The organism is Limnohabitans sp. Hippo3 (assembly GCF_003063665.1).
In the GTDB taxonomy this organism is placed as follows: domain Bacteria; phylum Pseudomonadota; class Gammaproteobacteria; order Burkholderiales; family Burkholderiaceae_C; genus Limnohabitans_A.
Map to the genome: position 1 here is coordinate 38,872 of NZ_NESF01000012.1, position 14,941 is coordinate 53,812.

The window sequence follows — 14,941 nt, forward strand, 5'->3', positions numbered from 1 at the left end:
CACCCAAAAAAAGAAACCCCGCCCAAGTTATCCCCGGCGGGGTTTGCTCAGCGCCTTGAAAAATTACTTCTTGGCGTAGTCTTCAGCAGGCTTGTCGTTCAGGTTGGCCCATGCGGCCTTGGTGCTGTCGCTCAAAGCCAGACCAATCTTGACGTTCTTGGGTGGGATGGGCTGCAGGAACCACTTGTCCCACAACTTGTTCATCTCGCCGCTCTTGACCAGATCACGCACGGTGTCATCGGCCAACTTCTTGAAGGCGGGATCGTCTTTGCGGATCATGATGGCGATGGGCTCCACTGCCAGCACTTCACCCACGATGCGGAAATCGGCTGGGTTTTTGGCGTTGGCGATGTTGCCTGCCAAGATCGAGCCGTCCATCACGAACGCGTCGGCACGGCCGGAATCCAGCAGCAAGAAGCTGTCAGCGTGGTCCTTGCCAAACACTTCGTTGAAGTTCACGCCGTTGGCACGCTCGTGCTTGCGCAGCAGTTGCACCGAAGTTGTGCCTGTGGTCGTAGCCACATTCTTGTCTTTGAGTTGGGTAATCGAAGTGATGCCCGAAGCGACCTTGGTGGCAATTCGCACTTCTTCCACATAAGTGGTCACTACAAAAGCTACGTCTTTTTGACGTGCAGCGTTGTTGGTGGTCGAGCCGCACTCAATGTCCACGGTGCCGTTTTGCACCAAAGGAATGCGGTTTTGCGAGGTCACGGACTGGAACTTGACTTCGACTTTCTTGCCGACGGCTTTTTCCAGATTGCCAATGATGCGCTGGCAGATTTCATAGTGGAAACCGGCGTACTTGCCATCACCCAAGGTGTACGACAGTGCGCCCGACGAATCGCGCACACCCATGGTGATCGTGCCCGAGTTTTTGACTTTGGCGATGGTGTCGGCTTGCGCGGCCACACAGGCCAAAGCGGCGATCGCCGCAGCGAACAATTGTTTTTTCATTCATTTCTCCAAAAAATCGCCAAAAAGGCGAACGTTAAACCGTGCCGAACTTGGGCACGGATGCACCATCATGACACGGCGACAGACCATACAGAGCAGCAGCACAAAACATGCCTGTCACAGACAAGTCGTCACTATAGTGATTCGGAATGTATCCAGTCATCAGGGTGTACCCGCAAGATTAATGCAAAAAACGCATAACGGGATGCCAGAAGCCATCAACCACATGACGGCAACTGGTTTTCTTGCGTCAAATGCTGCCAAAGCTCGTGGGCCGGCTGCTGGGGACTGGTTTTGGGTCCTGGTTTGGCCCGGTAAGCCCGGACCTCCATGGTCAGGGACAAACTTTGCCCGCCCGGCAAATGGGCCTCCACCAGAGCGCCGTTTTGCACCTCCTTGCGCACGGCACTTTCGGGCAAAAACGCGATGCCATGGCCCTGCAAAGCCATGACTTTCAGGCCTTCTGCCATGTCGGTTTCGTACACCCGGTCCAGGTGAATCGGTGTGCCCGATTGCTTGAGTATCCAATCCGTCACACTGCCCAGATAAGCCCCGGGTGCATACCCCAGATAAGGCAAAGGCCGAGTGGGCGTCCCCGGCAGACTGCCCAGCTGGGCCCCTTCGGTTGGGGCTTTGACATAAGGGGCGATGGACTCGGCGCCCAACACCACCATGTCGTAACGCTCGGCATCGAGTTGCAAAGGTTGTGAAGGATGGTGGTACACGATCAGCAAATCGCAACCACCTTCGGCCAAACGCATGGCCGCGTCGTGCACGTTCAAGGCAATCAGACGGCTCTTGATCGGACCAAAGCTCTCGCGCAAACCCGCCACCCAAGACGGGAAAAAAGTGAACGCCAGGGTGTGCGGCACCGCAAACTCGATGAAGTCCTGCCCGGCCGAGTTATGCCCACGCAGCATGGCCCGGGTGTTTTGCAGGGATTGCAGCAGCTCCAGCGCCTGCGCATAAAGGGTCTCGCCCGCGGGCGTGAGTTTGGTGGGGTAGGAGCTGCGGTCCACCAGATCGGCCCCGGCCCAGGCCTCCAGCGACTGGATGCGCCGCGAAAACGCGGGCTGCGTGACATGCCGCAACTGGGCCGATCGGCTGAAACTGCGGGTTTCAGCCAAACTCACAAAGTCTTCAAGCCATTTGGTTTCCATCGCTGAAACACCCCTATCAATCTGCCGACTGCTGCAAGGCCCACATGCTGGCGTAGCGACCTTGTTGCGTCAACAACTGGGCATGGTTGCCACGCTCAATGATCTGCCCGGCCTCCATCACCAAAATCTCGTGCGCATCGACCACCGTCGACAAGCGGTGCGCGATCACCAAGGTCGTTTTGTTTTGCGCCACGCTGGCCAGCTCGGCCTGGATGGCGCGTTCGTTGGCCGAGTCCAGCGCCGACGTGGCTTCGTCAAACACCAGAATCGGCGGGTTCTTGAGCAAGGTGCGGGCAATCGCCACGCGCTGCTTTTCGCCCCCTGAAAGCTTCAGGCCCCGCTCGCCCACCGAAGTCTGGTAACCCTTGGGCGTAGAAGCAATGAAATCGTGGATGCGGGCCGAACGCGCCGCGCCCTCGATTTCGGCCTGGCTGGCCCCGGGGCGGCCATAGGCGATGTTGTAGGCCACCGTATCGTTGAACAGCACCGTGTCTTGCGGCACGATGCCCAGCGCCTGGCGCACACTGGCTTGCGTGACCTGCCGGATGTCCTGCCCTGCAATGCGAATGAAACCTTGCTGCACGTCATAGAAGCGGAACATCAAACGCGCCAGCGTGGACTTGCCCGAGCCCGAAGGGCCGACCACAGCGACCGTTTTACCGGCGGGGATCGTGAAGCTGATGTCTTTCAGGATCGGGCGGTCGCTCTCGTAGGCGAACGACACGCGGTCAAACACCACATCGGGCGCACCCTGCAAGGCCAGCGCAGGTGCGCCGGGCACATCGGCCACTTCGCGCTCGCGGTCCATCAGCACAAACATCTTGTCCAGATCGGTCAAGCTTTGCTTGATCTCGCGGTAAAGCACACCCAAAAAGTTGAGCGGAATGTAGAGCTGGATCATGAAGGCGTTGATCATGACCAGATCCCCCAAGGTCATGCGCCCGGCCACCACCCCCTCGGTGGCTCGCCAGAGCATGGCCACCAGGGCTGCGGCGATGATGAGCTGCTGCCCGGTGTTGAGCACCGATAAGGTGGTCTGGGCCTTGAGCCGCGCCAGGCGCAGGCGCTCCAGACTTTCGTCGTAGCGGCCAGCTTCGAAACGCTCGTTGCCAAAGTACTTGACGGTCTCGTAATTCAACAACGAATCGATGGCGCGGGTGTGCGCGGCCGAGTCGAACTCGTTGGCCTGCTTGCGAAACTGCGTGCGCCATTCGGTCACACGGACGGTGAAAAAGATGTACAAGGCCAAGGCCAGCAGCGTGATGCCCGCGAACCAGGCGTCAAACTTGACCGCCAGAATCGTCAGCACCAGCCCCACTTCGATCAACGTGGGGATGATGCTGTAGAGCGAATACGAAATCAGCGACTCGATGCCGCGCACGCCGCGTTCGATGTCGCGCGTCATGCCACCGGTTTGCCGTGCCAAATGAAAGCGCAGGCTCAGGGCATGCAGGTGCTCGAAGGTTTGCAAAGCAATGCTGCGTGATGCCCCTTGTGTGGCTTTGGCAAACACCAGCTCGCGCAATTCGGTGAATGCCGACGTCAGCAAACGCAAAGCACCATAACCCACCAGCAGCGCTACCGGCACCACCAACACCGCTTGCGGGTTGCCGGGCTTGAGGCTCATGGCGTCGACCAGCTCCTTGAGCAGCAAAGGCACGCTCACGTTGGCCAGCTTGGCCGCCACCATCAAGCTCAGGGCGATGACCACACGCCATTTGTATTGCCACAAATAAGGCAGGAGGCGCGACAGGGTCTTCCAATCGCCACCCGCTGGCGGCTGAGTCGCCTGGCCGGCAGGATTGGGAGAATGAGGAGAAGCAGAGGCGGCAGTTTCGCCGTGGTGGCGCATAAGGGACAATCCGGTTTTGATGTTAACCACCAATTGTGCCCATGTCTGACGCCCCACATACGAACACCGTGGCTTTGCCCACCGACCAGGAGCTGGTGCTCAAGGTCATCCCCATGCCCGCCGACTGCAATGCCAGTGGCGACATCTTCGGCGGCTGGGTCATGGCCCAGGTGGACTTGGCGGGTGCGGTGTTGCCTGCCCGGCGCGTGCGCGGTCGTATGGTGACCGTGGCAGTGAACGAGTTCATCTTCAAGCAGGCCGTCAAGGTGGGCGACATCCTGTCGTTTTTCTCGCGCATCGTGCGCGTGGGCCGCACCTCGGTCACCGTGAAAGTCGAGGTCTTTGCCGAACGCTTTCAGCTGCAGGGCCAGTACATCAAGGTCACCGAAGCGAACCTGACCTATGTGGCCGTGGACGACCAGGGCAAGCCCCGGCCCGTACCGGCCGAGTGATGGGGATGCTGGCGATCAGGACACGATGTAAGCTGCTGCGCCCGTGGACATCAAGGTGCCATCGGGCCCGCAAAACTCCATGCGGGACGACCCGACCCGCGAGCCCACGCGCAGGGCGTTGGCAGTGATGGTGAAGTGCTCGCCGATGCCGGGGCGCAAATAATCCACCCGCAAATCGATGGTGCCCAGCTTGGCAAAGCGCTCCAGGCGTTTGGCGGGCGGCTCGTCCATGTGCTTGGCCGCCAGCGCTGCCATCACGGCTGCGCTGCCGATGGCGTCCAGCACCGCGCTGATGACGCCGCCATGGATGCGGTTGTAGGCAAAGTGCCCCACCAATTCGGGCCGCATGTCGATGCGGGCCTCTACGCCCTCGGGCGTGACCTTGACGAGCTTCAAGCCCAAGGTTTGGTTGAAGACGATTTTTTCTTCGTAGATCTGGCGAAAACCCTCAATGTATTCGGGTTCCAGAACAACGGGGGAGGTTGTGCGATGGGGCATGTGGTGATTTTATCGATGCCCACATCAGCGACGACGGGCTGTATTTGCAGGTCGGGGGCTTCAGCCCCGACATGGGCCTAAGCCGAAGCCACACATGTCGGACCTGAAGGTGCCGACCTACGGAGAGATGCATGTCGGTGATTGAGAACCCCGACACTTGCATGCAAGCCGCCCATTGAAAATCAGGTCTTACAGCTTCGAAAAGTTGGGCTTTCGTTTTTCCATGAAAGCACCAAAGGCCTCTTTGGCGGCCGGTTCGCGCAGCATGCGGCCAAAACTTTGGCCTTCTTCGTCCATCTTTTGCAGCACTTCTTGCTGGCTGCCGCCCTTCATCAAGCGCTTGGTGGCGATCAGGGATGACAAGGGCTTGGCGGCGAGCTTGCGGGCTTGCGCCTGCGCGTAGCCATTGACCTCGGTGGGCGGCACGACGCGGTTGACCAGGCCGACTTCTTGCGCCGCTTCGGCAAAAAACGGCTCGCCCATCAACAGGGCTTCGGCGGCGCGGTGGTAGCCGAACATGCGGGGCACCAGCAGGCTGGACGCTGCCTCTGGGCACAGGCCCAGGTTCACGAAAGGCATGGAAAAAGCCGCGTTGTCACCGGCATAGACCAGGTCGCAATGGAACAGCATGGTGGTGCCAATGCCCACCGCAGGGCCGGCCACGGCGGCGAGCAGCGGTTTTTCGAAGGTGGCAATGCCGCGCAAAAAACGGAACACGGGCGACTCTTGCGTGGTCGGCGGCTGGTTCAGAAAGTCGCCAATGTCGTTGCCCGCGCTGAAGATGCTCTCATGCCCCTGGAACACGACCACCCGCACGGCGGTGTCGGCAGCAGCCTGGGCCAAGGCATCGGCCATGGCGGCGTACATGGCTGCGGTGATGGAGTTCTTTTTGTCCAGGCGGTTGAAGGTGATGGTCATCACCCCCGCGTCGGTGTGGTTCAGGATGTCAGACATGGTGCTTGCCTCAAAAATGGAAAGGCCGCCCCATGGGGCGGCTGTTTGGAATGTGAAAGGGTCAGGGGGCCTTGACCCACAACTGGTTACGCCAGAAGGGGCCCAGAAAACCGCGCACTTGCAGTTTCGCGCCCCCCTCGACCGGCGTCAGTCGCACGCGGTACAGCTTGCCCTCTTCCGGGTCGAGGATCTCACCGCCGTCCCAGTAGTCGTTACCGGCAGACTTTTTGACACCCCGGATGATTTCCATGCCCAAAATGGTCTGGTCTTTGCGGTCGTCCTTGCACAGGCCGCACTTGGCCGCTGGGTCGGCGTCCTTGCGCAGGATCTGGCTGACCTTGCCGCGCAGCAAGCCGCCCGCGTCTTCGATGGTGACCACGCTCTTGGTTTCACCGGTCTTGTCGTCAATCGTGTGCCAACGGCCCACCGGGCTGTTGGCCTGGGCTGCCACAGCCATACAGCCTAGGACGACCAGGGCGCTTGTGCGGAAAATGTTGTTCATGGTTCAACTCCTGAAGTTTCCGATCATGCCAGCGCAGCGTCGGTGTCCATCAGCACATCGCTGCCCGCACGGATGCGGCGCATCAAGGTGGCGGTTTCGGGCATCAGGCGGGTGAAGTAAAAACGCGCCGTCTGCAGCTTGGCCTGGTAGAACGGGTCGGGACGCTGTGCTTCTTCCTCGGCCTCGGCCAGCCTGGCCAGGGCGATCTGCGCCGAGCGGGCCCAGAAGTAGCCCAGCACCAGGTGGCCCACCACGCGCAGATAATCCACCGCGGCCGCGCCCACTTCGTCGGCGTTGCTCATGGCTTTCATGCCCACTTCGCCCGTGAGTTGCGTGAGTTTTTGGCCCAAGTCGGCCAAGGGCTTGATGAATTCGCCCATGGCTTCGTTGGCCATTTCGGCTTTGACCAATTGCTCGACCAGTTTGCCGAACTTCTTGAGCGTGGCACCCTGGTTGCCCAGCACTTTGCGGCCCAGCAAGTCGAGCGACTGGATGGTGTTGGTGCCTTCGTAGATCATGTTGATGCGGGCGTCGCGCACAAACTGCTCCATGCCCCACTCTTTGATGTAGCCGTGGCCGCCAAACACCTGCTGGCAGGCTGAAGTGGCTTCCCAGGCGTTGTCGGTGGTGAAGGCTTTCACGATGGGCGTGAGCAGGGCCACGACTTCGGCGGCTTCGGCACGCACGGCTTCGTCGGGATGGTTGAGCTCTTTGTCGAGGAGCAAGGCGCAGTAGCAAGCGAGCGCACGGCCACCTTCGGCATAGGCCTTGGCGGTCATCAGCATGCGGCGCACATCGGGGTGCACGATGATCGGATCGGCCGGTTTGCCGGGGGCCTTGACGCCGGTGAGCGAGCGCATTTGTACGCGGTCTTTGGCGTAGGCCAGGGCGTTTTGGTAAGCCACTTCGGTCAGGCCCAGCGACTGGTTGCCCACGCCCAGGCGGGCAGCGTTCATCATCACGAACATCGCGGCCAAACCCTTGTTGGGCTGCCCCACCAGGGTGCCCACCGCTTCGTCGAGCACCATCTGGCAGGTGGCGTTGCCGTGGATGCCCATCTTGTGTTCCAGGCCACCGCAGTAAATGCCATTGCGCTCGCCCATTCTGCCGTCGGCGGCCACCTTGAACTTGGGCACGATGAACAGGCTGATGCCTTTGCTGCCGGGAGGCGCATCGGGCAAACGGGCCAGCACCAGATGCACGATGTTGGGGGCCAGGTCGTGCTCGCCTGCGCTGATGAAAATCTTCTGGCCGCTGAGCTTGTAAGTGCCGTCGGCCTGCGGCTCGGCCTTGGTGCGCAGCATGCCCAAGTCGGTGCCGCAATGCGGCTCGGTCAGGCACATGGTGCCGGTCCACTCGCCACTGGTCAGCTTGGGCAGGTACAGCGCTTTTTGCTCGGGCGTGCCGTGCGCGTGCAGGCACTCGTAGGCACCATGGCTCAAGCCCGGGTACATGGTCCAAGCCTGGTTGGCCGAGTTGAGCATTTCGTAAAAGCACTGGTTAACCACAAAGGGCAGACCCTGACCACCGAACTCGGGGTCGCAGCTGAGCGATGGCCAGCCACCGGCCACGTACTGCTCATAAGCTGCCTTGAACCCATCGGGGGCTTTGACTTCGTGCGTGTCGCGGTTGAGCTGGCAGCCCTGGGTGTCGCCCGAGATGTTCAAAGGAAAGACCACTTCGGATGCGAACTTGCCGCCTTCTTCGAGCACAGCGTTGATGGTGTCCGCATCGGTCTCGGCATGCTTGGGCAAGGCCTTGAGTTCTGCACTCACATTGAGCAACTCGTGCAAGACAAACTGCATGTCGCGAAGGGGGGGGTTGTAGACGGGCATCGGAGGACTCCTTGAATCGGTGTGTCAGTGAAGATCTTGGGGGAAATCAATCGTTCGCCGGCTTGCGGCGGGCTTTGGGCACGGCCACCAGCTTGGGCGACTTGGCCGCGCTGGCTGGCGCGGACTCGGGGGGTGTGCCTGGCCCTGCATAGCGGGCCAGAATGTGCTGAAAGCCTTGGCGGGCGCGGTCGGCTGCGTTCGGGTTGCGCAAAAAGCGGGCCTCGTAATGCAGCGCCAGAATCAGGCCATGGATTTCAAAAGCGATCTGGTGCGCGTCGGACGCACGGCTGAGTTGGCCCTCTTCCTGAGCCAGTTCAACGGCGCGGCGCAAGGCAGTTTGCCAAGTGGCCACCGAAGACGCCAGTGCATCGCGCACGGGACCGGTGCGGTCGTCAAATTCCACCGCACCGCTGATGTAGATGCAACCCGAATCGATCTCGGCCGAGGTCTGCACCATCCAGTTGTCAAACAGCGCCTGCAGACGTGGCACGCCACGGGGTTTTTGCATGGCCGCGTAAAACACCTCGGCCTCAAAACGGTCGTGGTATTCGCGGATGACAGAAATTTGCAGCTCTTCTCGCGAGCCGAAGTGGGCAAACACGCCCGACTTGCTCATGCCAGTGACTTCGGCCACTGCGCCAATCGACAAGCCCTCCAGACCAATCTGCGAGGCCAGGCCCAGGGCGGCGTCGATGATCACGGCCTTGGTTTGCTGGCCTTTGATGAGCACCCGCCGACCGGCTTCAGGCGCGGGCAATCTTTCGACTTTGGAGGGTTTTTTGGATTCGGTCATGGTGCACAAAAAAGAACGATCGTTCTATTTTGCACGAAAATCAACCGAAAACACAAACCACCCCGCCGATCAAGGGTAAATCAGGAGCTGCGGCCCGGTGCAAGCGCCGAAGTCCTAGACCCCCGATCAAGTCGAGGGTGACGAGGTTTTTGTCATACCCGGCTTGACCGGGTATCCATCGGCACCGAAGGCATAGACCCCCGATCAGGTCGGGGGTGACGAGGTTTTGTCATACCCGGCTTGACCGGGTATCCATGGTCAACGAAGACATGGACCCCCGATCAAGTCGGGGGTGACGAGTTCATGCGAGTCGCGGGTGACTCACCGGCGTCTCAGAAGCATCAAGCCTTGAAAGCCACAACCTTCTGGGTTTGCTCGCCCAGGCCTTCGATGCCCAGGTGCATCACGTCGCCGCGCTTCAAGAACACAGGCGCAGGCTTGCCGTCCTTCTTGACGCCCATGCCCACGCCGGGTGGTGTGCCTGTGGTGATGATGTCGCCCGGCTCCAGCGTCATGAACTGGCTCACGTAGCTGACCAGCTTGGCCACGCCAAAGATCATGGTCTTGGTGTTGCCAGTCTGGTAACGCACGCCGTTCACGTCGAGCCACATGCTAAGCGCCTGGGGGTTGGGCACTTCGTCGCGGGTGACCAGCCAGGGGCCCACGGGGCCGAAAGTGTCGCAGCCCTTGCCCTTGTCCCAGGTGGCGCCGCGCTCGAGCTGGTATTCACGCTCGCTCACGTCGTTGACCACGCAGTAACCGGCCACATGGTTGAGCGCATCCTTTTGCGACACATAGCGGGCACGGGTGCCGATGACGATGCCCAGTTCAACCTCCCAGTCGGTCTTCTTGGAGCCTTTGGGCAGCATGACATCGTCGTTCGCGCCCTGAATGCAGGAGATGGCCTTGGTGAACACAATGGGTTCGGCCGGGATGGGCATGTTCGACTCGGCAGCGTGGTCGGCGTAGTTCAGGCCAATGGCGATGAACTTGCTGGTGTAGGAGATGGGGGTGCCAAAGCGTTTTTTGCCACGCACCAAGGGGAGCTTGTCGGTTTTGACCTTGGCCAGTTTGGCCAGTGCCTTGTCATTCAGCACATCGGGCGAGATGTCTTTGACCACGCCGCTCAGGTCGCGCAAGCGGCCCTCGGCGTCGATCAGACCTGGTTTTTCTTTGCCGGGTTGGCCATAGCGAACGAGTTTCATAGTTGCCTTTCAGTTTTCAAAAAAATTAATACGTGGAGCGGCCACCGGACAGGTCAAAGACCGCGCCGGTGGAGAAGGAACAGTCTTCGGTGCTCAGCCAGGTCACCATGGCGGCGACTTCTTCGGGCTCGCCAAAGCGGGCCATCGGAATCTTGGAGAGCATGAACTGGATGTGCTCGGGCGTCATTTGATCAAAGATCGCCGTCTTCACAGCCGCCGGGGTGACACAGTTCACGCGCACGCCCGTGTCGGCCAGTTCCTTGCCCAACGATTTGGTCAGGCCAATGACCGCCGCCTTGCTCGCACTGTAAGCGCTGGCGTTGGGGTTGCCGTCCTTGCCCGCCACCGAGGCGATGTTGACGATGCGGCCGTAGTTGCGCGCCTTCATGTGGGCGCTGAGTTCGCGGCAGCAATGGAACAGGCCATGCACGTTCACATCGAACACCTGCTTCCACGCGTCCACCGGGTAGTCCCACACCTTGACATTGGGCCCCGTGATGCCCGCGCTGTTGACCAGCACGTCCACACCGGCCAAGGCCGTGGTTTGCGCGGTGGCATTCACCACCGAGGCGTGGTCGGCCACGTCCGCCTGCACCGTGTTGACCACGGCACCCAACTGCCCTTGGCGCAGCTGCTCAGCGGCTTTGGCCATGCCAGCTGCATCGCGGTCCCAGATGGTGACGCGTGCACCCGAAGCGAGCATGCGCTGCGCAATGGCAAAACCCAAACCGGTAGCACCACCGGTGATGACCGCGTGACGGCCTTTCATGTCGAGCAAGTTCATGTGTGTCTTTCTGAAAAAATCAAATGGTCATGCCGCCGTCGACCATGTAGGCATTGCCTGTGGCGAAGATGGACTCGTCGGAAGCCAGGAAAGTGACGATGGGTGCGATCTCGTGCGCCTGCGCCAGTCGCCCCATGGGTTGGCGGTTGATGAAATCCTGACGCGCTTGCACCGGATCGGCGTAGCTGTTGATGCGGTCCTGCAGCGAAGGCGTGTCCACGGTGCCGGGGCAAATGCAGTTGCAGCGGATGCCCTGGCGCACGTAGTCGGCCGCCACGCTCTTGGTCAGGCCAATCACGGCTGCTTTGCTGGCGCCATAAACGAAGCGGTTGGGCAAACCACGGACACTGGAGCAGACGCTGGCCATGTTGATGATGCTGCCGCCATGGCCGTCTTTCTGAAACTGCGCCACCATTTTGGGGATAGCCGCCTGAATCATCCAGAACTGCGAACGCACGTTCAGGTTGAAGGCAAATTCCCAGTCCTCGTCGGTGGCCAACTCGATGTTGCCGTTGTGCACAAAGCCTGCGCAGTTGAAGAGGATGTCAATGCGGTCCATGCTCGCCACCTGAGCGGTGATGGCTTTTTTGTCGAGCACATTCAACACCGCCGTGTGCACGTTGGCCACTCCTTGGTAGGCCTTGAGCAGCTCGGGATTCACATCGGTGGCGTACACCGTTGCGCCCTCGGCAGCCATGGCCAATGCGGCGGCCTGGCCAATGCCTTGCCCAGCGGCAGTGATCAGTGCGATTTTTCCTTTGAGTCTCATGGTGCTTGAATCTCCAGATGGGTGGTTTGTCTTGCTGTGATGGCGGTCCAGTCCCAGGCGATGCCCAGACCGGGTGTGTCGGGTGGCAAGGCAAAGCCGCCTTGCACCTGCATGCGCGAGGTGGTGATGTCGTCGAGTTGCGGGATGTATTCGACCCAGGTCGCGTTGGGCACAGCCGCGCACAGGCTCACATGCAACTCCATCAAGAAGTGCGGGCACACCGCCACGTCAAACGCCTCGGCCAGGTGCGCGGTCTTGATCCAGGGGGTGATGCCGCCGATGCGTGCCACATCGGGCTGCACGATCGAGCAGGCGCCTTGCTCCAGGTATTCACGGAACTGCATCGGGTGGTACATCGACTCACCGACTGCCACAGGAATGGGGGTGTGCTCGCGCAACTGCCGATGCCCCGAAACGTCTTCGGCAGGCAAGGGCTCTTCCATCCACGCCAAGCCTAGCCCATCGAAGGCCCGCGCACGGCGCACGGCCTCGGCACGGTTGAAGCCCTGGTTCGCATCGGTCATCAACTCAAAGCCCGGCCCCACCGCATCGCGCACGGCAGACAGACGCGCCACGTCTTCGCTGACATGCGGGCGACCGATCTTGATCTTGGCGCCTTTGAAGCCTTGGGCTTGCGCCTCGAGGGTTTGGTCCACCAGCGCCTCAGGCGATAAATGCAACCAGCCGCCTTCGGTGGTGTAGAGTGGCACACGCGCTTGCGCTCCGCCCAGCAACTGCCACAGCGGCAAGCCCTGACTTTGCGCACGCCAGTCCCACAAGGCCGTGTCGACACAGGCCAGCGCCAAGCTGGTCATGGCCCCCACCGCAGTGGCGTGGGTGTGGAAAAACAAATCTTTCCAGATCGCTTCGACCATCACCGGATCACGCCCGATCAGGCGCGGAACCAAATGGTCCTTGAGCAAAGCAATGACCGACGATCCCCCAGTGCCAATCGTGTAGGCATAACCCGTGGCCGAGATGCCGTCGCTGCAGTGCAGCGTGAGCAAGAGGGTCTCTTGCGTCACGAAGGACTGGATGGCGTCGGTGCGCAACACCTTGGGCGGCAGGTTGACTTGCCGAAGGCTCACGCGGTCAATGGTGACAAGGGGCATCTGGGACAGCTTGAGAAGGGGTGTTGATCAGTTGAAGTGGACAGGTCAGGCCTGCGGCAAAGGTCTCAATGAGCGCCAGCATGCGACAGACGCGGCCTGTCACAGGTCGTTTCTGCGACACGCCCCATGCGGGTTTGTGCGGAGTTGCAATGGCTTTTGAACATGTGATGATTCTGCAACTGGTCTGACCACTTGTCCAATTCACGTTATCCCTGATTCGCGCCATGCCCCTTCAAACCGTTGAACCCCAACGCCTTTACCGACAGATTGCCGAGCAACTGCGGCAACTGATGGCTTCGGGCGAGTTTGCGCTGGGTTCACGCTTACCCGCCGAGCGCGATCTGGCGGTGCAACTCGGTGTGAGCCGTCCCTCGGTGCGCGAGGCCCTGATTGCACTGGAGGTGGAAGGCATGATCGAGGTGCGCACCGGCTCCGGCATCTATGTGCGGCAACACTCGACCGCCAAACCGATCGCGGCCCCGGCCGAACTGGACGACAACACCCCCGCCAACTGGGGGCCACTGGAAGTCATGAGCGCCCGCATTCTGGTGGAGGCCGAAGTGGCAGCGCTGGCCGCAACCCATGCCAAAAAAGCCGACCTCAAAGCCATCAAAAACGGGCTGCAACAAATGAGGCTCGAAGCCGCGCGGGATGAAGTTCCGCGTCAGGGCGATGAAGCGTTTCACGAAGCCATTGCCCAAGCCTGCGGCAACAGCGTGCTACTGGACACGGTACAGCGCTACTGGATGGCCCGCAACGGCCCCTTGTTTGAGCGGCTGGGGGATTATTTTGAACACCCCGCCTCATGGCAAACCGCCATTGCAGAACACCAGGAAGTGATGCACGCTATCGAAGCGCGAGACAGCAGTGCAGCCCGCAAAGCCATGCAAAAACACCTGAAGCTAGCCCACAAAAGATACAGCGCGAGCTGGCGCCGCGCACCCGCCCGCTAGGGTGATTTTCTGTTCCCGCGTCAGCAACTTTTTCCAAACCCAACGAGGAGACAACGATGAGCAAACGATTCGCACTGAAGACCCTGGCCGCATTGGGCGTGATGGCCATGGGCACCTTGCTGATGAGCACAGGTGCGCAAGCCCAGCAAAAACTCAAGTGGGCCCACGTCTACGAGACATCAGAGCCCTACCACACCGAGTCGGTGTGGGCGGCTGAAGAAATCAAAAAGCGCAGCAATGGCAAGTTTGATATCCAGGTCTTCCCCGCCTCCACACTGGGCAAGGAAACCGACATCAACCAGGGCCTGACGCTGGGCACGGTGGACATGATCATCAGTGGACCTTCATTCGCTGCACGGACCTACCCCCGCTTTGGCATCGCCTACTACCCCTTCATCTTCCGCGATGGGGACCACCTGATCGCCTACTCCAAGAGCCCGGTGTTCCAGGAAATGGTCAACGAATTCCGCGCCAAGACCGGCATTCAGGTCACGGCCTACACCTACTACGGCGCACGCCACACGACAGCCCAAAAGCCTTTCACCAACTGCGCTGGCATGAAGGGCATCAAAATCCGCGTGCCCGATGTGCCAGCTTACCGCGCCACGCCTGAGGCCTGCGGCGCCAACCCCACACCCATTGCTTTTGCCGAGGTCTATCTGGCCCTGCAAAACGGCACCGTGGAAGCCCAAGAAAACCCTTTGACCACCATCGAAGCCAAAAAGTTCTTTGAAGTGCAAAAGGCCATCATGCTCACCGGCCACATCGTGGATGGTTTGACCACCCAAATCGCACCGCATCTGTGGAACAAGCTCAGCGACGCCGAGAAGAAGATGTTCACCGATGTGACCCAAGAAGCCGCCGTGCGTGCCACCGCCAAGATCAAGGCGCGTGAGGCCGAATTGGTGGACGAGTTCAAGAAAAAAGGCCTGCAAATCGTGCAGGTGGACCGCAAGTCTTTCCAGGACGCTGTCCTGAAAAACAAGCCCCTGACTTCGATGGGCTTTACACAGTCTGACTTCGACAAGATTCAGGCCGCCAAGTAAGTCGTTCTGTCTGAACACCGCAGACCGGGCGCATCGCGCTGGGTCTGCGGCTGTCGGCTGACCGCTGTCATC

Annotated in this window: 15 protein-coding genes; 3 read left to right on the top strand and 12 right to left on the bottom strand. The window is 60.5% G+C overall.

Annotation, left to right across the window (positions count from 1 at the left end; all coding sequences use genetic code 11):
- Positions 1-63: 63 nt before the first annotated feature.
- The 3 genes from B9Z34_RS12285 to B9Z34_RS12295 all read right to left on the bottom strand — a co-directional run bounded on the left by B9Z34_RS12285 (position 64) and on the right by B9Z34_RS12295 (position 3,966).
- Positions 64-954 (bottom strand): amino acid ABC transporter substrate-binding protein, encoded by an 891-nt coding sequence (locus B9Z34_RS12285; protein WP_108428409.1) that lies wholly within the window; start codon positions 952-954, stop codon positions 64-66.
- A gap of 218 nt (positions 955-1,172) precedes the next feature.
- Positions 1,173-2,114 carry a LysR substrate-binding domain-containing protein gene (locus B9Z34_RS12290; protein ID WP_108428410.1) on the bottom strand — a complete coding sequence of 314 codons (942 nt, stop codon included), beginning with the start codon at positions 2,112-2,114 and terminating at the stop codon, positions 1,173-1,175.
- Positions 2,115-2,130: 16 nt separating this feature from the next.
- Positions 2,131-3,966, bottom strand: a complete 1,836-nt coding sequence (locus B9Z34_RS12295) for an ABC transporter ATP-binding protein/permease (protein ID WP_108428411.1) — start codon at positions 3,964-3,966, stop codon at positions 2,131-2,133.
- Positions 3,967-4,007: 41 nt separating this feature from the next.
- On the opposite strand from B9Z34_RS12295, the gene B9Z34_RS12300 reads away from it, so the two are divergent.
- A complete protein-coding gene (locus tag B9Z34_RS12300) occupies positions 4,008-4,418 on the top strand; it encodes an acyl-CoA thioesterase (protein WP_108428412.1) in 411 nt (136 codons plus the stop codon).
- 15 nt (positions 4,419-4,433) lie between these two features.
- Here B9Z34_RS12300 and B9Z34_RS12305 read toward each other — a convergent pair whose 3' ends face one another.
- From B9Z34_RS12305 to B9Z34_RS12345, 9 genes are all read right to left on the bottom strand, one after another.
- The gene (locus B9Z34_RS12305) at positions 4,434-4,916 is read right to left on the bottom strand and encodes a thioesterase family protein (RefSeq protein WP_108428413.1); all 483 of its coding nucleotides are present in this window, start codon (positions 4,914-4,916) and stop codon (positions 4,434-4,436) included.
- A gap of 189 nt (positions 4,917-5,105) precedes the next feature.
- Positions 5,106-5,870 (bottom strand): enoyl-CoA hydratase, encoded by a 765-nt coding sequence (locus B9Z34_RS12310; RefSeq protein ID WP_108428414.1) that lies wholly within the window; start codon positions 5,868-5,870, stop codon positions 5,106-5,108.
- A 61-nt stretch (positions 5,871-5,931) separates the two neighbouring features.
- Positions 5,932-6,372 (bottom strand): DUF2147 domain-containing protein, encoded by a 441-nt coding sequence (locus tag B9Z34_RS12315; RefSeq protein ID WP_108428415.1) that lies wholly within the window; start codon positions 6,370-6,372, stop codon positions 5,932-5,934.
- Positions 6,373-6,395: 23 nt separating this feature from the next.
- Positions 6,396-8,207 (bottom strand): acyl-CoA dehydrogenase C-terminal domain-containing protein, encoded by a 1,812-nt coding sequence (locus tag B9Z34_RS12320; protein WP_108428416.1) that lies wholly within the window; start codon positions 8,205-8,207, stop codon positions 6,396-6,398.
- Positions 8,208-8,253: 46 nt separating this feature from the next.
- Entirely contained in the window at positions 8,254-9,000 is a 747-nt protein-coding gene (locus B9Z34_RS12325; protein ID WP_108428417.1) for a TetR/AcrR family transcriptional regulator, read from the bottom strand.
- 341 nt (positions 9,001-9,341) lie between these two features.
- The gene (locus B9Z34_RS12330; RefSeq protein WP_108428418.1) at positions 9,342-10,205 is read right to left on the bottom strand and encodes a fumarylacetoacetate hydrolase family protein; all 864 of its coding nucleotides are present in this window, start codon (positions 10,203-10,205) and stop codon (positions 9,342-9,344) included.
- 25 nt (positions 10,206-10,230) lie between these two features.
- Positions 10,231-10,989, bottom strand: a complete 759-nt coding sequence (locus tag B9Z34_RS12335; protein WP_108428419.1) for an SDR family NAD(P)-dependent oxidoreductase — start codon at positions 10,987-10,989, stop codon at positions 10,231-10,233.
- 19 nt (positions 10,990-11,008) lie between these two features.
- Positions 11,009-11,758 (bottom strand): SDR family oxidoreductase, encoded by a 750-nt coding sequence (locus B9Z34_RS12340; protein WP_108428420.1) that lies wholly within the window; start codon positions 11,756-11,758, stop codon positions 11,009-11,011.
- On the bottom strand, positions 11,755-12,870 hold the full coding sequence (locus tag B9Z34_RS12345; RefSeq protein ID WP_108428421.1) for a mandelate racemase/muconate lactonizing enzyme family protein: 1,116 nt from the start codon (positions 12,868-12,870) through the stop codon (positions 11,755-11,757). The genes B9Z34_RS12340 and B9Z34_RS12345 overlap by 4 nt, the downstream gene beginning before the upstream one ends.
- 224 nt (positions 12,871-13,094) lie before the next feature.
- On the opposite strand from B9Z34_RS12345, the gene B9Z34_RS12350 reads away from it, so the two are divergent.
- Both B9Z34_RS12350 and B9Z34_RS12355 read left to right on the top strand, forming a co-directional pair.
- On the top strand, positions 13,095-13,823 hold the full coding sequence (locus tag B9Z34_RS12350; RefSeq protein ID WP_108428422.1) for a FadR/GntR family transcriptional regulator: 729 nt from the start codon (positions 13,095-13,097) through the stop codon (positions 13,821-13,823).
- Positions 13,824-13,879: 56 nt separating this feature from the next.
- Positions 13,880-14,869, top strand: a complete 990-nt coding sequence (locus B9Z34_RS12355) for a sialic acid TRAP transporter substrate-binding protein SiaP (protein ID WP_108428423.1) — start codon at positions 13,880-13,882, stop codon at positions 14,867-14,869.
- The last annotated feature ends 72 nt before the right edge of the window (positions 14,870-14,941 follow it).